Annotated in this window: 17 protein-coding genes, 1 tRNA gene and 1 pseudogene; 12 read left to right on the top strand and 7 right to left on the bottom strand. The window is 48.5% G+C overall.

Features of this window, described 5'->3' with window-relative positions; translation table 11 throughout:
* Window positions 1–14: 14 nt before the first annotated feature.
* From ST42_RS05770 to ST42_RS05795, 6 genes are all read right to left on the bottom strand, one after another.
* Complete coding sequence (locus ST42_RS05770) at window positions 15–1,898, bottom strand: heavy metal translocating P-type ATPase (RefSeq protein WP_044072785.1); 1,884 nt, start codon at window positions 1,896–1,898, stop codon at window positions 15–17.
* A gap of 313 nt (window positions 1,899–2,211) precedes the next feature.
* Window positions 2,212–2,643 carry a Fur family transcriptional regulator gene (locus ST42_RS05775; protein ID WP_044065488.1) on the bottom strand — a complete coding sequence of 144 codons (432 nt, stop codon included), beginning with the start codon at window positions 2,641–2,643 and terminating at the stop codon, window positions 2,212–2,214.
* 16 nt (window positions 2,644–2,659) lie between these two features.
* Complete coding sequence (locus ST42_RS05780) at window positions 2,660–3,406, bottom strand: peptidylprolyl isomerase (protein WP_044072787.1); 747 nt, start codon at window positions 3,404–3,406, stop codon at window positions 2,660–2,662.
* A 29-nt stretch (window positions 3,407–3,435) separates the two neighbouring features.
* On the bottom strand, window positions 3,436–4,587 hold the full coding sequence (lpxB, locus tag ST42_RS05785) for a lipid-A-disaccharide synthase (RefSeq protein WP_044072789.1): 1,152 nt from the start codon (window positions 4,585–4,587) through the stop codon (window positions 3,436–3,438).
* Between the two features lie 16 nt (window positions 4,588–4,603).
* The gene (surE, locus tag ST42_RS05790; protein WP_044072791.1) at window positions 4,604–5,371 is read right to left on the bottom strand and encodes a 5'/3'-nucleotidase SurE; all 768 of its coding nucleotides are present in this window, start codon (window positions 5,369–5,371) and stop codon (window positions 4,604–4,606) included.
* A 706-nt stretch (window positions 5,372–6,077) separates the two neighbouring features.
* Complete coding sequence (locus tag ST42_RS05795) at window positions 6,078–6,710, bottom strand: hypothetical protein (protein ID WP_156139305.1); 633 nt, start codon at window positions 6,708–6,710, stop codon at window positions 6,078–6,080.
* A 165-nt stretch (window positions 6,711–6,875) separates the two neighbouring features.
* On the opposite strand from ST42_RS05795, the pseudogene ST42_RS13510 reads away from it, so the two are divergent.
* From ST42_RS13510 to ST42_RS05855, 12 genes and pseudogenes are all read left to right on the top strand, one after another.
* Window positions 6,876–7,138 (top strand): annotated as a pseudogene (locus ST42_RS13510) (IS982 family transposase); the annotation flags it as partial.
* Window positions 7,139–7,460: 322 nt separating this feature from the next.
* The gene (locus ST42_RS05805) at window positions 7,461–8,240 is read left to right on the top strand and encodes a ParA family protein (protein WP_022317207.1); all 780 of its coding nucleotides are present in this window, start codon (window positions 7,461–7,463) and stop codon (window positions 8,238–8,240) included.
* 21 nt (window positions 8,241–8,261) lie between these two features.
* Entirely contained in the window at window positions 8,262–9,152 is an 891-nt protein-coding gene (locus ST42_RS05810; protein ID WP_022317208.1) for a ParB/RepB/Spo0J family partition protein, read from the top strand.
* Between the two features lie 14 nt (window positions 9,153–9,166).
* Window positions 9,167–9,931 carry a DUF5683 domain-containing protein gene (locus ST42_RS05815; RefSeq protein ID WP_022317209.1) on the top strand — a complete coding sequence of 255 codons (765 nt, stop codon included), beginning with the start codon at window positions 9,167–9,169 and terminating at the stop codon, window positions 9,929–9,931.
* 63 nt (window positions 9,932–9,994) lie between these two features.
* Window positions 9,995–11,350 carry a lytic transglycosylase domain-containing protein gene (locus ST42_RS05820; protein WP_022317210.1) on the top strand — a complete coding sequence of 452 codons (1,356 nt, stop codon included), beginning with the start codon at window positions 9,995–9,997 and terminating at the stop codon, window positions 11,348–11,350.
* A 39-nt stretch (window positions 11,351–11,389) separates the two neighbouring features.
* Entirely contained in the window at window positions 11,390–13,693 is a 2,304-nt protein-coding gene (locus tag ST42_RS05825) for a RelA/SpoT family protein (RefSeq protein WP_044072799.1), read from the top strand.
* Window positions 13,694–13,839: 146 nt separating this feature from the next.
* Window positions 13,840–14,820, top strand: coding sequence for a pectinesterase family protein (locus ST42_RS05830; RefSeq protein WP_044072800.1), 981 nt, complete (start codon window positions 13,840–13,842; stop codon window positions 14,818–14,820).
* Between the two features lie 381 nt (window positions 14,821–15,201).
* Window positions 15,202–18,474 (top strand): SusC/RagA family TonB-linked outer membrane protein, encoded by a 3,273-nt coding sequence (locus tag ST42_RS05835; protein WP_044072801.1) that lies wholly within the window; start codon window positions 15,202–15,204, stop codon window positions 18,472–18,474.
* Window positions 18,475–18,498: 24 nt separating this feature from the next.
* The gene (locus ST42_RS05840) at window positions 18,499–20,409 is read left to right on the top strand and encodes a RagB/SusD family nutrient uptake outer membrane protein (RefSeq protein WP_044072804.1); all 1,911 of its coding nucleotides are present in this window, start codon (window positions 18,499–18,501) and stop codon (window positions 20,407–20,409) included.
* Between the two features lie 39 nt (window positions 20,410–20,448).
* Window positions 20,449–20,916, top strand: coding sequence for a hypothetical protein (locus tag ST42_RS05845; protein WP_156139306.1), 468 nt, complete (start codon window positions 20,449–20,451; stop codon window positions 20,914–20,916).
* 105 nt (window positions 20,917–21,021) lie between these two features.
* Entirely contained in the window at window positions 21,022–21,792 is a 771-nt protein-coding gene (locus ST42_RS05850; RefSeq protein WP_156136915.1) for a hypothetical protein, read from the top strand.
* A gap of 193 nt (window positions 21,793–21,985) precedes the next feature.
* Window positions 21,986–22,060 (top strand) — tRNA-Val (locus tag ST42_RS05855).
* 86 nt (window positions 22,061–22,146) lie between these two features.
* On the opposite strand, the gene ST42_RS05860 is transcribed toward ST42_RS05855, so the two are convergent.
* On the bottom strand, window positions 22,147–22,494 hold the full coding sequence (locus ST42_RS05860; RefSeq protein ID WP_042519326.1) for a MerR family transcriptional regulator: 348 nt from the start codon (window positions 22,492–22,494) through the stop codon (window positions 22,147–22,149).
* Window positions 22,495–22,545: the final 51 nt, after the last annotated feature.

Raw genomic sequence — 22,545 nt, forward strand, 5'->3', positions numbered from 1 at the left:
GGGGGAGTTGTATCTTACATCTGCTTCACCTTCAATGCCCTCATGGCATTTATCACGGCAATTACCGTCACGCCGACATCAGCAAACACCGCCATCCACATCGTAGCCAGTCCGAAAGCGGCAAGCACGAGTACGAGCAGTTTGATGAATATCGCAAACACCACGTTCTGCATGGCGATGGCTATCGTACGGCGTGCTATTCTTATCGCCGTGGCTATCTTCGACGGCTTGTCGTCCATAATCACTATGTCGGCAGCCTCTATTGCCGCGTCGCTGCCGAGAGCTCCCATCGCCACGCCCACATCGGCGCGTGCCAATACGGGAGCATCGTTGATACCGTCGCCAACGAAGACTATCTTCTTGTCAGCCGACTTACCTTTCATCACGCTCTCCATCATCTCCACCTTGTCGGCAGGCATCAGTTCGGTGTGGCATTCGTCGATGCCAAGTTCCTTGCCAACATATTCGCCCACCTCGTGCCTGTCGCCGGTGAGCATCACGGTCTTTTCCACACCAGTTTCCTTCAAGCGGCTTATCGCCTCCTTGGCATCATCCTTTATCACGTCGGTCACCACGATATGTCCGGCATACGTGCCGTCTACGGCAACATGGACGATGGTGCCCACCTTATGACACTGGTGCCACCTGGCACCGATGCTTTCCATCAGCTTGGAGTTGCCCACATACACGGTCCTGCCGTTCACTGTGGCCTTCACTCCCTTGCCGGCAATCTCCTCCACATTCTCCACGCGGCAACCGTCATCCTCGTTGCCGAACGCCGTCTTCAGAGAAACGGCTATCGGATGTGTGGAATAGCGTTCCACATGGGCAGCGAGATGCAGTAGCTCCCGTTCGTCGAAATCATTTGGATGTATGGCTTCCACCTCGAACTTGCCTTTCGTCAGCGTGCCGGTCTTGTCGAACACCACCACACCGGTCTTTGCCAGCGTGTCCATATAGTTGGAGCCCTTGATGAGAATACCCCGTCGGGATGCTCCGCCGATGCCGGCGAAGAACGTGAGCGGAACGCTGATTACCAATGCACAAGGACACGAAACCACGAGGAAAGTCAGCGCACGGTTTACCCATACGGGCAGGGCGCAGAGATAGTCGTCGGATAAGAACGGTGGCAGGAAAGCCAGTGCCAATGCCACGTATACCACTATCGGAGTGTATATGTGGGCGAATTTGGTGATGAAGGTCTCGCTCTTCGACTTGTTCTCTCCGGCATTCTCCACGAGATCGAGAATCTTGCTCACCGTGGATTCACCGAAAGATTTCTCAACTATCATCTTTATCACGCCCGACAGGTTGACGCAGCCTGAGCATATCCTTTCGCCCACTCCAGCGCTCCTCGGCATGCTCTCGCCGGTGAGAGCCATGGTGTTGAGGCTTGTCTCGCCCTCGGTTATCTTGCCGTCGAGAGGGATCTTCTCGCCAGGGCGCACTATGATTGTCTCGCCCACTGCCACTTTTCCAGGATCTACAACCTGCGTTTTGCCGTTTCTCACCACGTTTGCCGTGTCGGGGCGTATCTCCATAAGGTGTGAGATAGACTTGCGGCTGTTGTCCTCGGCGTAGTGCTCGAATAGTTCGCCCAACTGGAAGAAGAGCATCACAAACACCGCTTCGGGGAATTCAGTCTCTGCTCCCGGCAGAAAGCCTATGAGCATAGCTCCGATGGTGGCTATACACATCAGAAAATCCTCGTCGAACACCTCGCCCTCTCTGATTCCCTCTATAGCCTCACCGATTACGTCGTAGCCGATGAGAAGGAATGGCACGAGATAAACCAGCAGCAGTTGCCACACCTCGAGCCCCATTGTCTTTTCTATTGCCACGGCAATGACGAGCAACACCGCGGTAAGTATGATTCTTGTGAGTTTTTTCTTGTCCATATCTATATGTTTTAATATTTTCTTAGTCTGTAGCTTTCCATTATGCGGGAATCGTCGTTTGGAATCAAAGGTTAAGCAATGCGGATAAAGAATGTATTTGACTGATAGCCGTATCGCTTTTGTTCGTTTGCAAAGGTATGGCAATTGTGTTGCAATCGGGTTGCAAAGACGACATGGAGTATAAAAAAGACATGCGCCGAGACTTTGTGAATCCCGGCGCATGCTGAAAATGCTGTATGATATTCCTTTATGATATTCCTGCAGTCTGTGGGCAATTCTTCATGCCCTTCTGCTGTCAGTGTGTGGCAGTAGGCTATTGGTTATGATTCTTGCGTCTGCATTCGGCACATTCTCCCTTGACCACGAATGACAGGGAGTGGGCGTAGAATCCGTCGGGCAGCGGGATGTCGTGGATGTGTATGTCGTCGAGACAGAACGAGCGCTGGCACGACTCGCAGTAGAAATGCACGTGGTTGTCGCTTTGGCTGCATTTGCCGTCACTTCTGCATAACTCGTAGTTGAGGATGCCGCGTCCGTCTTCGAACGAGTGTACGACGTCGTGCTCCAGAAACAGTGTGAGCACACGGAAGATGCTCGACTTGTCCATCGACAGGTTGAGCCGCTCCATGTCGGCAAGGCTGACGGGGTGGTCAGACTCTTCCAGCATGCGATATACCAGTATTCTGTTTGCAGTAGCCTTTACGCCCTTATGTCCAAGTTTCGTTATTATCTCTTCTGCCGTCATCTCACGATATCTCCTTTTATTCCTCCACGATTTCCACCGTCATGCTGATGTCCTCCACGGGGCGGTCGGCACGCGATGTCTCACAAGCCTGTATCTTCTCCACTACGTCGAGTCCCTCGGTCACTTCGCCGAAAACGGTGTATTGGTTGTCGAGGAACGGTGTGCCGCCGATGGTGGTGTATGCCTCACGCTGCTCGTCGGTGAATGTGGGCTTTCCCTTCTCCAGGCTTATCGCCTTGGTCTCTGCCACGAGCTCGTCTTGCAGTTCCTGCAGTCCGGCGCGGTCGCGGTTGCGTCGCAGTTCCATTATCTTGTCGCGGTTCTCGCGTGCGAGCTGGTTGAATATCGTCTGTTCCTGCTGCATCTCCATCTGTCTTTCCATCTGCTGCAGTTCCGATTTCTTGTAGGTCTTTCCCCAGACGATATAAAACTGGCTTCCGCTGCTCTCGCGCTCCGGGTTCACCTCGTCGCCGAGACGGGCGGCGCTCAGCGCACCACGCTTATGGAAGAGCTGCGGATACACGAACTCTGCCGGTATGGTATAGTCCGGTCCGCCGGTTCCCAGATTCTTTCCTGCCGGTGCACCTTTGCTGTCGGGGTCGCCGCCTTGGATCATGAAATCCTTTATCACTCGATGAAACAGAGTTCCGTCGAAATATCCTTCCTTGGCGAGCTTTATGAAGTTGTCGCGATGTTTTGGGGTCTCGTCGTAGAGGCGCACGAAGATGTCGCCTAAAGTTGTTGAAATTTTAATGTCAGCCATTATATATGCTTTATGTTTCTTTTGATTGCCTAGTCCCTCATGCCGAGGTCCCATATTATGTTTGCCGCGTTCTCTGCCGCCTTTTTCTCTCCGAGCGATTCTCTGATGCCGGCATATCCCTTGAGCATTGCCTGTCTTGGCTCGCCGTCGGCGATGAGCTGCTGCAGTTCGCTGGCGATGTTTTCTTCGCTGAAGGAGTCTGCCACGAGTTCCTTCACCACCGGTTTGTTGGCGATGAGGTTTACCAGTGAAATATATTTCACTTTGAGCAGATGCTTCTTGAGGAAGGCGATGACTTTCGGGATGGGAGTCTTGTAGCATACCACCTGCGGCACGTCGAAAAGTGCCGTTTCGAGAGTTGCCGTACCGCTTGTCACCGCTGCCACACGGGAGTGTGACAGCAGTTGGTAAGTCTGTCCGAACACTATTTTCACGCTGTCGTCGCCTTTCGTGAAGGTGTCGTAGTATTCCGGCGAGATGCTTGGTGCTCCGGCTATCACTATCTGGTATATGTCTCCAGCCACCTTCTTCGCCGCCCTTATCATGTATGGCAGATTGTCTTTGATTTCCTGTTTTCTGCTTCCGGCGAGCAGGGCTATCACCGGTTTGTTGCCGTCCAGCTCGTTTCTGATAGCGAAATCAGCAAACGGCTCCTTGTATTCCTCCTTGAATTCCGCCACCTCATCGGCAGTAGGGTTGCCCACGTAGTGGATAGGGTAGTTGTGTTTCCTCTCATAGAAATCCACTTCGAATGGCAGGATAGAGAACATCTCGTCCACATCGCGCCGTATGTTCTTTATTCTGTATTCCTTCCATGCCCATATCTTGGGTGAGATATAGTAGTATACCGGTATGCTCGTCTTGGCATGAATATATTTGGCGATGCCCAGGTTGAAGCCGGGATAGTCGATGAGGATGAGCACGTCGGGGTCGAACTCCACGATGTCTCTCTTGCAGAGCGCCATGTTCCTGAATATCGTCTTCAGGTGTAGCAATACGGGTATGAATCCCATGTATGCCAGTTCCTTGTAGTGTTTCACCCTTGCTCCGCCTACATCCGCCATGAGGTCGCCTCCGAAGAATCTGAACACCGCCAGCGGGTCTTTCTCCTTTATCGCCCTCATCAGTCTTGAGGCATGCAGGTCGCCGCTCGCCTCTCCAGCTATAAGATAGTATTTCATTCGTTCCTCCTTGTCGTTACAGGTCCCAGTCGCTGATTTTCTGCATCGCAGAATAAGCCGTAGTGTCTATCGTTGTTGGCGTTATGGCAGCGTATCCGTGGGCGAGAGCCCATTCGTCGGTGTCTGTCGCTTCCGGTTCCGTGTCGCGGAACTGTCCCACCATCCAGTAGTAGTCGTATCCTCTGGGATGTCTTTCCTTCACCAGTTCCTTCTCCCAGATGCCGTTGCACATGCGGCACACCTTCGTTCCCTTTATCTCGGGAGTGTCGGGGAAGTTCACGTTCAGACACACGTTCTTTGGCAGCCCGTCCTCCAGCACTCGTCCTGTGATGATCTTTATCAGTCGTGCGGTATTGCTGAAGTCAGCGTCGGGTGAATAGTTGCACAGAGAGAATGCCACGGATGGTATTCCCTTCATGCATCCTTCCCTTGCCACACCCATCGTACCGCTGTAATGGTTGTTCACCGAGGCGTTGTCGCCGTGGTTTATGCCACTTATCACGATGTCCGGCATGCGGTCGCATATCTGGTCGATGGCGATTTTCAGGCAGTCCACCGGTGTTCCGTTGCATGCCCACACCTGCAGTCCCGGTTCTTCCCTTACGAGTCTGAGTCGGAGAGGTTTTTCGGATGAGAAGGCGCATGAGAATCCCGATCGTGCCGATTCCGGAGCGCACGCTATGATGTCGCCGAATCCCCTGACGTATTCCAGCAGGCTGTTTATGCCTTTGGCGGCAAATCCGTCGTCGTTGGAGATTAGGATTAATGGTCTTTTTTTCTTCATAAAAACACTAAGTTGCAACTTATTTGCTGCAAAGATAATGCAAACCGAGCGCAATACAAAATGAAAGGCTAAAGACTTTCATTTTTATTGTCGAGGTGCCGCTTATCTTATCCAAAGATAATGCAAAAATCCGATTGAGCGAGAGAAATGGGAATATATTCACATTTCAGAGCGTGAGGATTTTATCAAAACCGAGTGGAGAATACGATTTCATTGATAATGAAATATTCAGGTTACCCGTTGGCGGAATTGATCTATGTTGATAGATATGAGTAAAAGTTGTATATGTCGCTTGATTCTCAGTAAAACCAAGAATTGCAAAAAAACTGTCAGACCATCTGGTTTTTTGTCGTAATATTCTGACAAACAGACAGTTGACTATTTCGCGATTGTCAGCCAATTGTCTGGATGGTTTGCTGATGAGAGGAATTCCATCTGGATGGTTTGCAGATGAGAGGAATTGTCAGATGGCAGGAATCGCATGCGTTGGCTGAACTCTGAAAATATGAATGTATCGGGCAGGTATCAGAAACCAATTCTGCCCATCCGGGGCAAGCTGCTTGCCCATGATGAGAAAGCAGCGTTCCCCAGTTGGGCAAGCAGCGTGCCCATTTAAGGACATAAAACCATTGTGCCTCAAGTTTGAAAATAATACTCAGCACCCCTATTGAAGTAACTACTCAGCATCCCCTATGGGCATGAGTAGTTACTCTCCAAGTTCCAAGTGAAAATATTTCTTAAATTCATTTTCCATAAATGAATCAATGGGAATAGCCTGTTCCAATATACTGTCAAACTCTTTTAAAAGCATTTTGTAATCACTGTCATTATATATCTTTATTAAACGCCTTAACGTGTTTTTTGCTTCTGTCAAGTCTCTTTTACCAACTAAACATTCAACTTTTTTTAGCTTGTATTTTTTTCCAGTCATTTTGCCACACATATCAATGGCTTTATCATAATATGAATCTGACAATTTCTTATTTCCTAAATATTTGTTTTTTACGGCAAAATACTCCAGATATCTGATATCAGTTGTGTCTAATCTAAGAATGCCTTTTTCTTGAGTAAGAAAGCCTTCCACATATTTACCCAACATTGCCAGCAATTGGCTTTTCTTTTGCAACACAGTATACTCATCGTCTGGAGATAAATTCAGACTGTCCAACTCGTCGCATCGATGAATTGCCGATTCTATTATAGTTGTGTCTTTACAAGGCGGTAAACTTGCCAAAATATTATCAATGGAATCTAATTCAACAGAAAAAGACTTCGTATATTCCTGACTATGTGAAAACGTAAAACACAGCAAAAAACACAATGTTAGTAAATATCTCATTTTATCCTGTATGATTTTGAATTAAACATGTTCACATAAAGGTTCTTCGTCAATTTAGGTGGTAAAAAGAGCCGCTTATTTGTGATTTATAATGTCAAAAGTGCAACATCCGGTTATTATTTTCTGTTTATTACCCGTTGGCGGAATTAATTTAAATTGATAAATATGAGTAAAAGGCTGTATATATCGCTGATTTTTAGTAACTTAGTGGTGTCCAAAACATTAAGTTCAAACCATCGTATGTACAACCTTTATACAAAATTCGTCAAAATACTTGAGATATGCAAGCAATTATCTGAAAAACTCACCAATGAATCGGGGAATGTTCCACACCGCGGCTCTGTTCATAGGTTTTAGTACTTGGAAGTATAGGCCTTATCCCTTCGGCAGAGACCGAGGGCATTGATAGCGAAAAGTGGCTATTAGACTAAAAATGCAAGAAAACAATGCTAAAGATCTTTTGGGTATCCTCAGAATGATACTATGATATTTTTTGTCGGGAAAACTCTGTTTGCATGAAATAATATAGGCATGCCGTGCAAATGCAGACTCAACCAAAATCAGGAAACTACATCCAAGGCCACTTTCCCATATCGGCAATACCACTTTCCCATATTAAAAAGTACGAAAAAAGGTTTAAAACCTCTGATTGTGGCGCAAATTATGTATCTTTGCAAAATAATTGGGCTATACCAAATCAGTAGGTTTGGCTGAATTGCTATGGCCTCGAACAAATTAGAAAAGGATAAAATGGGAAAGATTATTGCTTTGGCTAACCAGAAAGGCGGTGTGGGAAAGACTACAACTACCATCAACCTCGCCGCCTCGCTCGCCACGCTTGAAAAGAAAGTGCTCGTCATCGACGCCGACCCGCAGGCTAATGCCTCCAGCGGACTCGGGGTCAACTCCAAGGACGTGGACTGCACACTCTATGAGTGCATCATCGACCATGCCGACGTGAAGGAAGCTGTCTATACCACTGACATCGACGGACTTGACATCATTCCGAGCCATATCGACCTTGTGGGAGCAGAGATAGAGATGCTGAATCTCGAACACCGCGAACAGGTGATCAAGAGAATGCTGCAGCCTATACGTGATGATTACGACTATATCCTTATCGACTGCTCACCTTCGCTCGGACTGATTACCGTCAATGCCCTCACGGCAGCCGACTCCGTCATAATCCCCGTGCAGTGTGAGTATTTCGCCCTTGAGGGAATCAGCAAACTGCTCAATACCATCAAGATTATCAAGAGCAAACTCAACACACGTCTTGAGATAGAAGGATTCCTGCTCACGATGTATGACGGCAGACTGCGCCTCGCCAACCAGATATACTACGAGGTGAAGCGCCATTTCCAGGAACTGGTGTTCAAGACCGTAATCCAGAGAAACGTGAAGCTCAGCGAGTCGCCAAGCCACGGACTGCCCGTCATCCTGTATGATGCCGACTCCACAGGAAGCAAGAACCACCTGGCGCTGGCAAAGGAAATCATCAACAAGAACGAGAAAACAAGCAAACAATAAGCAAACATAAGCAACGAGATAATGGGAGTACACAAGAGATACAGCGCACTCGGACGCGGACTCGACGCACTGATTTCAACCGACGACGTGCGTCCGCAGGGCAGTTCTACGATAAACGAAATTGAAATAGACCAGATTGAGGCAAACCCTAACCAGCCACGTCGGGAATTCGACGAGGAAGCGCTTCAGGAACTTGCCAACAGTATCCGCGAAATCGGTATCATACAGCCAATCACACTCAGACAGGTGGCTGAGGACAGATACCAGATCATTGCCGGAGAGCGCCGCTGGAGAGCCTCGCAGATAGCTGGGCTTACAGCCATACCGGCATATATACGCACGATAAAAGACGAGAACGTCATGGAGATGGCGCTCGTGGAGAACATACAGCGAGAGGACCTCAACGCCATTGAGATTGCTCTGGCATACGAACACCTGCTCTCAAACTCAGGAATGACACAGGAAAAGGTGTCGGAGCGAGTGGGCAAGAGCCGCACGGCGATAACCAACTACCTCAGACTGCTGAAGTTGCCCGCACAGGTGCAGATGGCATTGCAGAAAAAGGAAATCGACATGGGACATGCGCGTGCGCTTCTCTCTATCGACTCACCGTCGCTTCAGATCAAGGTGTTCAAGGAAATACAGAAAAACGGATACTCCGTAAGAAAGGTGGAGGAGATAGCCAAGCAGCTCAACAGCGGCGAAGACGTGACGGTGGGCAAAAAGGTGATAGCCTCGAAGACACAGCTCCCGGAGGAGTTCAACGCCCTGAAGGAACGACTCTCTTCGTTCTTCTCCACAAAGGTGCAGATGACCTGTTCGCCAAAGGGAAAAGGAAAGATAAGCATCCCGTTTGCCAATGCCGATGAACTGGAGCGCATCATGGCGGCGCTCGACAAAATGAACGACTAAAAGCGGAACGTGAAGTGTTGAGCAACATTCATAGAATGATGATGTGCCTCGTGGCAGCATGGACGATGCTTGCCGTGAATGCCGCAGAGACGGAGAAACAGCAAACACCATCGGCAACGCAGCCGACGGTTGTGCCGGACTCGTTGCTGAGTGCGGCGAGGGGTGCCGTGGCTGTGGATACAGTATCTATGTTGAATGCAGATTCCATATATATATTAAATAAGGTGGACTCTGTAGGCGTGAAGCAGAAAAAGGCAAAGCGCGACTGGGCGACATGGAGCCCGGATCCCAAGCGTGCCATGTGGCTCGCCATAGTGCTGCCGGGAGCCGGACAGGTGTATAACCGTAAATACTGGAAACTGCCTATCGTATACGGTGGATTCCTTGGCTGTATCTATGCATGGAGGTGGAACAACCAGATGTTCCGCGATTATTCGCAGGCATATATGGACATCATGGACGACGACCCCAATACGCAGAGCTACAACCAGTTCCTGCATCTCGGAATGCAGATAACGGATGAAAACAAAGAGCGATATCAGAATCTCTTCAAGCGCAGGAAGGACTACTACCGCAAATACCGCGACCTGAGCATTTTCTGCATGATAGGTGTCTACGCTCTCTCTGTAATCGACGCATACGTGGATGCGTCGCTGTCGCAGTTTGACATATCCAAGGACCTGAGCCTGAAGATAGAGCCTTCGGTGATGAACGACCGCCGTTCGGCAAATCCACTGAAGTCATCGGCGCTCGGACTGCAGTGCTCGCTCAATTTCTGACAAGTCAGCATGAGCAAGGACTTTGCAGTATTTGAATTAAAAAAGAAACAATTTGATTAAGTAATGATATTTAAAAACAAAGTTATAGTATTGGCGGCATCTCTGCTGTTGGGCAGTGGGTTACAGATGTTCGCACAAGATGTAAATGACAATGAGATAACAGTGAAAGACAAGGATGGCCGTGAAGAAGTGATCGACGTGCCTGAGTCTATGGGCACTGAGTTTGACGACCTCCTGCAGGAGTATTACTCACAGAAATACCTGAAGGTGGACGACGACTGCAACTACCGAGACGAAAACCGTACCTATGAGCCGGAGGTCTACGTAGACCGTCTGAAGCGTCTGCCGAATATCATGGAGATGCCATACAACGACATCGTGCAGAAATTCATCGACCGCTACACCGGTCGTCTGCGCCGTTCGGTGAGCTATATGCTCGGAGCATCGAATTTCTATATGCCGATATTCGAGGATGCCCTCTCGGCATACGACATTCCACTGGAATTGAAATACCTGCCGGTTATAGAATCGGCACTCAACCCTAAGGCTACATCCAGAGTGGGAGCTGCCGGACTGTGGCAGTTCATGCCATCCACCGGCAAGCAGTATGGACTGGAGATAAACTCTCTCGTTGACGAGCGTCGCGACCCTGTGAAGGCATCCTATGCTGCAGCACGCTATCTGCGCGACCTATATAAAATCTATGGCGACTGGAGTCTCGTAATCGCTGCATACAACTGCGGACCGCAGAATGTGCGCAAGGCGATGCAAAGAGCAGGCGGAGAGGCCGACTATTGGAAGATCTATCCATATCTGCCGCGTGAGACAAAGGGATACGTGCCTGCATTCATCGCAGCAAACTATGTGATGAACTATTATTGTGAACACAACATTTGTCCGATGCGCACCACATTGCCGGCAAAGACCGATACAGTGGTGGTGACTCGCGACATACACCTGAAGCAGATTGCCGACATGTGTGGAGTGAACCTCGAAGAACTTCGTGCGCTCAATCCGCAGTATCGCCGCGACATCGTGAACGGCAACTCCAAGCCATCAGTGCTGCGCCTGCCTATTTCGGTGGTCAATTCGTTCATCAGCAATGAAGACTCCATCAGCAACTACCAGGCTGACCAGCTCTTCACACGCCGTTCTCTCGTTGAGGTGGACGAGCAGACACAGCCCCGCTACACATCTTCGAAGCGTACCTCTTCGAAGAAAGGATACGGTCGCTCATCTAAGAAGTCTAAAGGCAAGAAAGGCAAGAAGGGCCGTGGAGGCAAGAGCGTGACAGTGAGAAACGGTGACACTCTCTCCGAGATAGCCGAGAGAAACCACACCACCGTGGGCAAGCTGCGCAAGCTCAACGGTATAAAGGGCAGCAACATACGTGCCGGCAAGAAGATAAAGGTGAAGTGATAACAGCATACAACCGTTAACTCTTAAAATCGTATTATCATGGGTGAACAGAAATTTACAGACCAGGAGCGAGAGGCTGCTGATGCTAAAATGGTAGATGATGCCTTCAAGCATCTGCTCGACAGTTATCTCGCATCGCGCCACAGAAAGAAAGTGGATATCATAGCGAAGGCTTTCAACTTCGCACGTCAGGCCCACAAGGGAGTGCGCCGACTCTCCGGCGAGCCATACATCATGCACCCCATAGCGGTGGCACAGATAGCATGCTCGGAGATGGGACTCGGGTCAACGAGTATCAGTGCGGCACTGCTCCACGACGTGGTGGAAGACACCGACTATACGGTGGAGGACATCCAGAACATGTTCGGTCCGAAAATCGCCCAGATAGTAGACGGACTGACCAAGATTTCAGGAGGAATCTTCGGTTCTCAGGCATCGGCACAGGCAGAGAACTTCAAGAAACTGCTTCTGATGATGAGCGATGACATCCGTGTCATCCTCATCAAGATTTGCGACCGTCTGCACAACATGCGTACGCTCGACGGACAACCGCCAAACAAACGCTACAAGATTGCCGGCGAGACCTTATATATATATGCGCCGCTCGCCAACCGTCTCGGACTGAACAATATCAAGACAGAGCTGGAGAACCTCAGTTTCAAGTTCGAACACCCGGAGAAATATGCGCAGATAGAAGAGAAGCTCGCCAGCACTCAGGCATCACGCGACACCCTCTTCGACAATTTCACGAAACCTATCCGTGAGACACTCGACAAGATGGGCATCGAATATACCATCAAGGCTCGAGTGAAGAGTCCGTTCTCCATCTGGAACAAGATGATGCAGAAAAACGTGTCGTTCGACCAGATTTACGACATCCTTGCCGTAAGAATTATTTTCAAGCCGAAAGACAAGGACGAGGAGGTGGACGAATGCTTCCGCATCTATGTTGCACTCAACAAGATATACAAATCACATCCCGACCGTCTGCGCGACTGGGTTAACCACCCCAAGGCAAACGGCTATCAGGCAATCCATGTCACTCTGATGAGCAACATGGGAAAATGGATAGAAGTGCAGATCCGTTCGGAGCGCATGGACGAGATGGCGGAGCAGGGCTTCGCCGCACATTGGAAATACAAAGACGGAGTTGACGGCAATGGAGCCAAGGAAATCTCAGAAGACGAGGGCGAGCTGAACAACTGGCTGCGTACCATCAAGGAAATCCTCGACGACCCACAGCCGGACGCCATGGACTTCCTCGACACCATTAAACTGAACCTCTTCGCATCAGAAATCTTCGTGTTCACTCCGAAGGGAGAAATCAAGACCATGCCGGCTGGATGTACGGCCCTCGATTTCGCCTTCCAGATCCATACCTTCCTCGGAAGCCATTGTATCGGAGCCAAGGTGAACCACAAGCTCGTACCTCTCAGCCATAAGCTCAAAAGTGGCGACCAGGTGGAGATTCTCACCTCAAACTCTCAGCATGTGCAGCCGTCGTGGATAAACTTCGTGTCTACGGCAAAGGCGAAGACCAAGATTCAGGGAATCCTGCGCCGAGAGGGTAGGGAAGTGCAGAAGCGCGGCGAGGAGATACTCGACGAGTTCCTCAAACGCAATTCTATGGAACTCACCTTCGCCGTGATGGACAAACTCTGCGCTCTGCATGAAGTGGAGAAACACGAGCAGCTGCTCCAGGCATTGGGCGACAAGACCATCATTCTGGGCGACCAGGACCTCGACGAACTGCAGGGCAAGAACAACAAGAAGAGTGAGACTTCCCGTGGATGGCGCAAGTATGTGCCGTTCCTTGGCAAGAAAAAAGACGATGTAGAGAAACAGCAGAGTGCTACTTCCAAGGGCTATGCAGTCGTGCCGGAGAATTTCAACCGCAAGAAACCGATTTACATCACCGACAACAATATCAATACATACATCTTCAAACCATGCTGTCATCCTATTCCGGGCGATGACGTGCTTGGATTCATCGACGGCAAAAACCACATCGAGATACACAAACGCTCCTGCAAGGTGGCTTCTAAGCTCAAGTCAAGCTATGGCAACAGAATTCTCGACGCCAAATGGGACATGAAGCGTCAGTTGCTCTTCGATGCCACCATATCGGTGAAGGGTATCGACCGTATCGGTATGCTCAACGAGGTGACGAAGGTCATCTCAGACCAGTTCGACGTGAATATCCACAAGCTCACCATTTCGTGCGATGAAGGCATCTTTGCCGGAGTCTTCGAACTGCTTATCCACGACCGCAGCGATGTGGAGACTGTGATGAACGGACTGAAGACCATCAATGGTGTGCAGGAAGTGAACCAGACGGTTTGATGCAATATACCCAACTCCCGGGTTTTCGGATAATAGAACTATATCAGTATCCTGGTAACCATAATTCCAACGTCGGCATAATGGACGTTTATGGTTTCCAGGATAACTTTCTGGATAAACTACTAATTTAAAACTAATCAATCAAAATGAGAAAATTACTTCTATCCCTTGTTCTCGTTCTTGCGGGAACGCTGGCTGTCAATGCGGCAAACAAATACGACAATCCCGACACACTCTTCGTGGCTCGCGACGGAACGGCAGAGTTTCGCAATATCGACGATGCCATTGAGGTGTGCAGGGCATTCATGGAATACCACAAGGTGATATTCGTGAAGAAAGGCACCTACAAGGAAAAACTCATCGTGCCGTCATGGCTCACCAATATAGAGATATGCGGCGAGGACAGAGACAATACCATAATAACCTACGACGACCATGCCAATGTGTTCATTCCCGGCACCGACCGCAAGATGGGCACCTTCCGCACCTATACCGTGCGGGTGGACGGCAATGACATAACATTCCGCAACATCACGATAGAAAACAACGCAGCACGACTCGGCCAGGCAGTGGCGCTCCACACTCAGGGCGACCGCCTCACGTTTGTGAACTGCCGCATCCTCGGCAACCAAGACACGGTATATACAGGAGGCATTAACACACGCCTCTATTTCAAAGACTGCCACATCGAGGGAACCACAGACTTCATCTTCGGTCCGTCAACGGCATGGTTTGAAAACTGCACCATCCTGAGCCGTACCGACTCCTACATCACCGCCGCTTCCACTCCGCAGAACGTGGAATACGGTTATGTGTTCAACCGCTGCAAGATTGTCGCAGCAGAGGGAGTCAGCAAGGTATATCTCGGTCGTCCGTGGCGTCCCTACGCCCACACCCTGTTCATGAACTGTCAGCTCGGCAAGCATATCCTGCCCGTAGGATGGCACAACTGGAGCAATACGCATAACGAGACGACTGCACGCTACTGCGAGTATGACAACCATGGCGAGGGAGCTGCCACGAAAGAACGTGCGGCATGGACACGCCAGCTCACCAGGAAAGAGGCGGCAAAGGTGACGCTTGAGAATGTTTTCAGACAGAATGGCGGTTGGATACCGAATGTCTGATTAAAAGAAATTTTGCACATATACCATTTAACTGATGGTATCGGTCATACATTAAACTGATGATATCGGCCATCTGAGTCTGACAGCAATAGAATTTTCTTTATTGCCAGCCAGTTTCAGATGGCCGATTAAAGTTAAATCTTAGTCTTAAAAATAAAAAACTTTTGCTAAAGTTTTGCGTTTTAAAGAAAACTATATATATTTGCACCGAAACAAACTATACCGTTCCATAACGGAAACGGCACAGGGGTGCCAGAAAAGAAGATGAAACAACTACTGCCCCACATATTATAATATGTGTAGGAAATGTGCTCGGGAAGCACACAGACTGGTACACTACAAGGAGATTGCTACTAACTAATAAATCAAAAAATAACATTTATGCATTTACAATTCAGAAGAGCCTTGACGGCTTCAGTATTGCCTATGGTTTGTCTTACGGCATTTGCCCAGAAGACGGTCACGGGTACAGTGAAGGATGCAAGTGGAGAGCCATTGATTGGTGTTACTGTGTTTGTCGATGGCAAACCAGGTTCCATCACCGACATCGATGGTAATTTCTCTATCCCCAATGCATCTCCTTCTTCTAAAGTAAAGATTTCCTACATTGGTTACAAAGAGCAGACCATTACTCTCGGAAACTCTTCAACGATCAATATCGTATTGCAGGAAGACAATGCTCAGCTCGATGAGGTTGTCGTTGTAGGTTACGGTACGATGAAGAAGAGCGACCTCACTGGTTCTGTATCTTCTGCTGATGGTGCAAAACTTGCTGCCAAGGGTACTACAAGTGCAATGGAGGCATTGCAGGGTTCTGTTCCTGGCGCACAGATTACACAGGCTACCGGACGTGCAGGTTCTGACTTCAACATTCAGATCCGTGGTAAGTCTTCTATCCAGGGTACTTCAAAGCCTATCTATGTTGTCGACGGTGTTATCTGCGAGGACATCGGCTTCTTGAACACTCAGGACATCGAGCGTATGGACATCTTGAAGGATGCTTCATCTACAGCTATCTTCGGTTCACGTGCCACAGCCGGTGTCGTTATCGTAACTACAAAGAGCGGTTCTTCTCTCGCCGGAAAGAGCGAGGAGAAAGTTTCTATCTCATACGACGGATACTATGGCGTTTCAAAGATTGCCCGTATGCCTGACTATATGAACGCCGACCAGTTCTACAAGTGGCGTTTCTCTCAGTTCCTCTCTTCAGGACAGGTGGCAAACGGTATCGCTACCGTTGCCCAGCCAACATGGAAGATGACCCAGCAGGACTTCCTGCAGGGTATGCTTGCCGATACAGAGGACGGAACTTCTGTACTGAAAAACATGCTGAACAACGGCGAAGGCTACAACTGGCCAGACCTCGTTACACAGGACGGTCAGAAGCAGAACCATTTCCTCGCCGTAAACGGTTCTTCAAAGAATACACACTATCATTTTGGAGTAGGTTACAACCGTGAGGAGGGAGTATACAAGAACGACCTCCAGAACCGCTACAACATGAAGGGAAGTGTTGACAGCAAGATCAACAAATATCTCTCTGCAGGTTTCACCCTGAACCTCGCTTACACAGAAAACCAGTTGGCTTCAGATGATGCCGTAAAGGATGCGTTCCGTCAGGTGCCGTTCGCCCGTCCTTACGCTTCTGACGGCAGCTTCAACGTGAAGCCGGGTAACTTTGAGTCAATGGGAACAAAGGCAAATCAGTTCACTGATACCGTTAACCCTCTTATCTATCTGCGTGACGACTCAAAGGAGTCAAACACCTTCCGTGTGCTTGGTAACATTTACGTGCAGTTGAAACCGGTTGAGTGGTTGTCATTCAAGACCACATTCTCTCCAAACTACGTGAACTCACGCACTGGTGAGTATACAGCTTCGAGCGGTTCTCGTACTGAGACTGCTTCTCACGAGGAGTACACCCGCAAGGACTGGACTTGGGACAACCAGATTGACTTCAACAAGACCTTCGGCGACCACTCTCTGAGTGCTATGGGATTGTTCTCTATGACTTCTTCCGACAGAATGTACAGCCAGGTCGGCAGAACATCTGCTGATGCCACTTCTATCATGACAGGTACAAAGTGGTACAATATGTATACAGGTACTATCTTTGAGAAGGACCCGAAGGATAGTGGTATCGGCACCGGTACAGCATACTGGGAAGAGACAATGATGTCTTACGCTTTGCGTCTGAACTATTCTTACAAAGGCAAGTATATGTTCACAGGTACAGTACGTACCGACGGTTCTTCAAAGTTCCTGAAAGACTCTCGCTGGGGATGGTTCCCATCAGCAGCTCTTGCATGGCGTATCTCTGAGGAAGACTTCATGAAGAACATCTCATGGATCGACAACTTGAAGCTTCGTTTGAGCTATGGTGTGACTGGTAACAACACCGTGTGCGGACATTATAACTCAGTTGGCGTTTCTGGTCCAAACATTTATGCTTTCGGTTCAGTCGTTGCCAACGGCTATTACCCAAGCGGTGTCATCAACGCTGACTTGAAGTGGGAGAAATCTTATGAAACCAACTTCGGTATCGACTACGGATTCCTCAACAACAGAATCAACGGATCTATCGACCTCTATTCTAAGACATCTAAAGACCTGCTCTATGAGAGATACCTTCCATTGGTTTCTGGTGGTGGCAAACTTTGGGACAACGTTGGTGAGGTTCAGAACCGTGGTATCGAGTTCGCCCTGAACACAGTGAACATCCAGACCAAAGACTGGTACTGGACCACAAGCTTCAACTTCGCTCGCAACATCAACAAGGTGAAGAAGATCAACGGCGAGAACAAGATCATAGATTCTGACAATCCAATCACATCTTCTTTGTTCGTAGGTTCTCCAATGAACTCTCTCTACCTGTACAAGTGGGATGGCGTCGTTTCAGACAAGAACATCACTGTTCCTAACAACGATGCTGCTGTTAATGCAGGTTTCACACCTGGCGACCAGGTTCGCTCTTGCGACTACTACCACAAGGTATACGGTTGGTCAGAGGGTATGCCTATCATCAAGGATAACGACGGCAATGGCGTGATCAACGCTGACGACAAGATGATTCTCGGTTGCCAGGATCCTTCTTGGACAGGTAACATCTCTTCTACTTTGCAGTATAAGGATTGGGATTTCTCATTCTCTATCTATACAAAGCAGAACTTCACGGTATACTCAAACACATTGGCTGACACATACGATTATGCTTACCGTGGATGGAACAAGATTGCAATGGATTACTACATCCCTGCTGGAACACTTATCGACTGCGACGGTGTGAATGCTGATGGTACATACATCAACCCTGTATACCAGGAGACCACTCACTATGGTTCATTCCCATTCACAAACAGCTCTATCACCAACAACGGTGCCGGTTCTGCATCTTATGAGAAGAACGTTTACAATGCTCTCGCAGTAGACAAGATTTCTTACTGGAAGGTCAAGAACATCACTCTTGGCTACACATTCCCAAAGAAGTTGCTCTCTTCATGGGGCTGCCAGTATCTCCGTCTTTATGTTAACATTACAAACCCATTCGTATTCACGAAGTACAAGGGATTCGATCCTGAGTGGGCTGATGCAGCCAAGAAGAATGATGGTCCAAGCACAGTGACATATCAGATCGGTGCAAGCATTAAGTTCTAATAACATTTTAAACAAAGAAGCAAAATGAAAAAGTTTATCATAATGTCTGCCCTCGGATTGGCCACGGTGGCTGGTTTGTCCAGCTGTTCTGATTTCTTGGATACAGACAATAAAAGTACTGTAACACCTGAAAGCCAGTTCTCTGACATCTCAGGTTGGAACCAGCAGCTTAACAATGCATATTATGCTCTGCGTGATGTATACAGCGATCCTAAGGTGTTCTGTCAGGGTACAGACCTCTACACCGTTGGACAGAATGCATCGGCTCCTGTATTGCAGTCGTATCAGTATTCTTCAGACAACGAGGATGTTACAAATCTTTATAAAAACACATACGCTGCCATCAACTATGCCAACTGTGTGTTGAAGTATTGCAAGGACGACAAGCTGAACGACCAGGCTCGTTTCGTGCGCGACTATTGCTATTACATCCTTACACAGCAGTTCGGTGCAGTGCCATACATCACCGACTATATTGAGTCGGCAAGCACAAACTATCCTCGCACAGACCTCGCTACGGTTTATGCCAACGTCATTGCTGACCTGAAGGAAATCATCGCAAACGGCAATCTCGAGAGCGTAAGTTCTGAGAAGGATGCCAGAGGACGTGCCAGCGTTATCGGTGCCAAGGCTCTTCTTGCCAAGGTTTACCTCGCAGCAGGATGGGACTTGCAGACAACTGTCAATGATGCAAAGAACGGTACATACACAGTGAACAGCACCGAGTATTTCGCTGAGGCTGCAAAATATGCTTCTGAGGTTGCAGATGCAGTTCCTTTGACACAGTCTTTCGACAAGAAATGGGACTTCGACAACAATGAGAAGGGCACCAACGCCGAGACTCTGTTCGCAATCCAGTACGACCGTGCCACTTCATCCGACAAGGTGACGGGTGGTCACGATCAGCAGCACAACTTTGCTCTCTATATGGGTTCAAACACTCTTGGTGTGAAGGGTGTGAAGAGCGACCTCTGTCCTACAGAGCGTGTTTACTACGCTTTCGACAAGGGCGACGACCGCTTCGAAGGAACTTTCATGACTACAGTATATGGTTACGACGGAAATGAAAGCAACTGGAGCAAGCAGGGCTATTGGGCATTCTACAATGCAAATGATGACGAGAAGGCAAAGCTCTCTATCGCATTCAAGTATTTCCCATGGTATACAGAGGATTCTGAGATTGAGGCTTATTGCACAGCCCACGCTTCTCAGTTCGTTACCACTGGTATGAAGAGCACTACCAAGGTGTTCAAGGTTGCTGAGAATTCCACTTGCAAGGCTTATGCCGCAAACGGTTCTTACGATGCAAAGAACTCTGCCACTTATACACAGCCATTCTCTTCTGCAATCCAGAAGATCGGATGTCTGCCTCCAGTACGCAAGTTCGACGACAAGAATACTACCAGCGACTGCAAACAGTCGGGCGGTGACTACCGTGATGTTGTGGTTCTGAATGCAAGCGAGATTTATCTCGTTGCTGCAGAGGCTTACCTTATGATGGGTGACGATGCTAATTCGCTGAAGTATCTCAACGCCGTTCGTACTCGTTCACACGCTTCTTATCTTGGCTCATTCAGCGACTACAAGCGCTACGACTGGGGCTACAATGATGCCGGTGGATACGTGTCATTCGGACAGACCGACAGCTACGGATTGACCATCAACAAGCTGGATGTCATCCTCGACGAGCGTATGCGTGAGACTCTCGGTGAATATTACCGTTGGATGGACCTGCGCCGCACCCATCAGCTCGTTCGTTACAACACTACCTATTGTGGTCTTTCTGTTGCCAACATGACAGGTAACGACGGTCAGATCAAATGGCTGCGTCCAATTCCAGAGAACGAGATACAGATCAACTCAGGTATCACTGCTGCCGACCAGAACCCTGGCTTCCGTACATATAGCACAGCAGAGGAAAGCGATGCAGAATAATCCTGCTTCATTATTAACCGAATTAAAACAGAAAAGAAAATGAAACTGAAAAGTATATTGTTTTTGATGCTTGGTGTTCTCTTCTCGCTCACATTCGCTGCATGCGACGATGATGACGACCCAGTGACACACACCGATGCATCTGTTCTCGTAGGTGGAACTTTCAATGGTTCTATGTTTGACGAAGACGGAAACGAGAAAGCTTCAGATGTAGTTGTTACAATCAGCAAGTTTGAGGCTGAGAATACTCAGGCAATCACAGTGAAGATAGCTTCCGCTACTTTGAAAATGGACCAGGAGGCTGTGTTCAACGTTGCCAAGGCTGGTGAAAACCGTTACACATTCGGAAACGGTTCTGCTGCAGCAGCAAGAAATACAGGTGGAGTGATAGATGGTAACGACCTTACAGTCTACACCACTCTCAGCTCAAAGTTCAAGTTCAATGCCACAAGCTCTGCCAAGCGCTACACCATCAAGGCTGTGAAGGCTGGTGATCTGAATATATAACGACAATGTGATAATAATCCGAGTTCATTGCTGGATATCATAAATCCAGCGATGGACTTGAACCAAACGATCAATTTTATTAATAACTTAAAAACAAAACAAATTATGAAAAAGAGTTTACTTTTCGTAGCTGCTATGTTTATGGCAGTATGTGCTAACGCACAGGGTCAGTGGAATGCAGTTCCTTCTACAGCTACTGTTGATCAAGTAGTTGCTAACGCAGGTGAGCCTACAGTTGTTGCTACAGAGATTCAGAACGCCAAGGTTGTTCTTCTCGACGGTGGTCAAAACTGGACAGTAAAGAGCGATCCTACTACAGCTGAGACTTTCGTGTCACAGGGCAAGACTTTCTCTAATGCTTACATCCAGGGTGGTACTAATGGTGTTGACGCTTCTTTGGACAAGGCTGGTTCTACATCTGCTCACATAGAGTTCACTCCAGCTGTTGCTGGTAAGGTTTATGTTGCAGCTAAGTATGGTTGTAAAAAGAAGATCTGGACAGCCAAGGTTCCTAACTCAGTTATCGAGGCTGAGGAGCTCGACTTCGCTGCTATGGGCGATTACGCTACAGACGTATGGGGACAGTACATCACTGCTGACGGTGGTCTGGCCGCAGAGCAGGCTACAGACGCTGACGTTTACGCAGCTCTCGCTTACGACGTTGAGCCAGGCAACACATACTTCTTCTGGGTATCTGGTTCTAAGATCATGCTTTGCGGTCTTGCTTTCGACACTAACGGTGATGTTAATGGCATCAGCAACGTTGTTGCTCCAGAGGCAGACGCTAACGCTCCTATCTACAACCTCGCTGGTCAGCGCGTAAGCTCTAACTTCAAGGGCATCGCTATCCAGAACGGCAAGAAGTTCGTTAAGTAATCAGCGAATCAATTGAACCCAAATCTGTCGTTTCCGACAGATAGAATATATGCCAAGTCCTTCAGTGGGCTTGGCATTTTTGATATTCCATCGTAAAAGTATATCTTAGTATTATATCGTGAAAGTATAAAAAGTGCAAATTATTTTGTCGGTTCGAATAAATAGTGTACTTTTGTGCCGGTAATAGAAACACAGGGGCGTAGCCCAGTTGGTTTAGAGCGCTGCAGTCACATTGCAGAGGTCATCGGTTCGAGCCCGATCGTCCCTACTTGTTTTCTATTTCTTTTTTTCCTTAATAGTATTCCGTAACTTATTCTGCTGATTCCTAATGCCCGTTTTGGGTTAAATCCGTCATTACGTAAGGTAGTCGAACTGCTTTTTCATCTCCTGCAGCTGGTCGCGCAGCTTTATGAGCGTCTCCAGCACCTTGGTGTCGGAGCTTACGGCATTCTTCTGTTCCTTCAGCATCTTGCGGGCGGCGGCAAGCTTGAAGCCACGCACCTTCACCAGGTTGTACACCACCTTGATGTTCTCGATGTCCTGCTCCGTATACTGTCGGATATTGTTGCCCGTGGTCTTGGGTTTTATCATCGGAATTTCCTTCTCCCAGAAGCGCAACATGCTTTCAGAGACGCCCAGCATCTCTGCCACCTCCTTGATGGAGTAATACAGTTTCAGTTTCTTTTCCGTGTTAAGTGCCATATTATATACTTTCTTCGGCAAAGATAATAATTTTCTTCTGTTTCGTCAACA

It is taken from the genome of Prevotella pectinovora, assembly GCF_000834015.1.
GTDB lineage: Bacteria > Bacteroidota > Bacteroidia > Bacteroidales > Bacteroidaceae > Prevotella > Prevotella pectinovora.

Coding starts and splice junctions, on each gene's coding strand:
- surE (WP_044072791.1), bottom strand. CDS start 5,371: ATGAAGAAAAAAAGACCATTAATCCTAATCTCCAACGACGACGGATTT.
- ST42_RS05820 (WP_022317210.1), top strand. CDS start 9,995: ATGATATTTAAAAACAAAGTTATAGTATTGGCGGCATCTCTGCTGTTG.
- ST42_RS05845 (WP_156139306.1), top strand. CDS start 20,449: ATGAAACTGAAAAGTATATTGTTTTTGATGCTTGGTGTTCTCTTCTCG.
- ST42_RS05775 (WP_044065488.1), bottom strand. CDS start 2,643: ATGACGGCAGAAGAGATAATAACGAAACTTGGACATAAGGGCGTAAAG.
- lpxB (WP_044072789.1), bottom strand. CDS start 4,587: ATGAAATACTATCTTATAGCTGGAGAGGCGAGCGGCGACCTGCATGCC.
- ST42_RS05795 (WP_156139305.1), bottom strand. CDS start 6,710: ATGAGATATTTACTAACATTGTGTTTTTTGCTGTGTTTTACGTTTTCA.
- ST42_RS05830 (WP_044072800.1), top strand. CDS start 13,840: ATGAGAAAATTACTTCTATCCCTTGTTCTCGTTCTTGCGGGAACGCTG.
- ST42_RS05770 (WP_044072785.1), bottom strand. CDS start 1,898: ATGGACAAGAAAAAACTCACAAGAATCATACTTACCGCGGTGTTGCTC.
- ST42_RS05850 (WP_156136915.1), top strand. CDS start 21,022: ATGAAAAAGAGTTTACTTTTCGTAGCTGCTATGTTTATGGCAGTATGT.
- ST42_RS05780 (WP_044072787.1), bottom strand. CDS start 3,406: ATGGCTGACATTAAAATTTCAACAACTTTAGGCGACATCTTCGTGCGC.
- ST42_RS05835 (WP_044072801.1), top strand. CDS start 15,202: ATGCATTTACAATTCAGAAGAGCCTTGACGGCTTCAGTATTGCCTATG.
- ST42_RS05825 (WP_044072799.1), top strand. CDS start 11,390: ATGGGTGAACAGAAATTTACAGACCAGGAGCGAGAGGCTGCTGATGCT.
- ST42_RS05860 (WP_042519326.1), bottom strand. CDS start 22,494: ATGGCACTTAACACGGAAAAGAAACTGAAACTGTATTACTCCATCAAG.
- ST42_RS05805 (WP_022317207.1), top strand. CDS start 7,461: ATGGGAAAGATTATTGCTTTGGCTAACCAGAAAGGCGGTGTGGGAAAG.
- ST42_RS05810 (WP_022317208.1), top strand. CDS start 8,262: ATGGGAGTACACAAGAGATACAGCGCACTCGGACGCGGACTCGACGCA.
- ST42_RS05840 (WP_044072804.1), top strand. CDS start 18,499: ATGAAAAAGTTTATCATAATGTCTGCCCTCGGATTGGCCACGGTGGCT.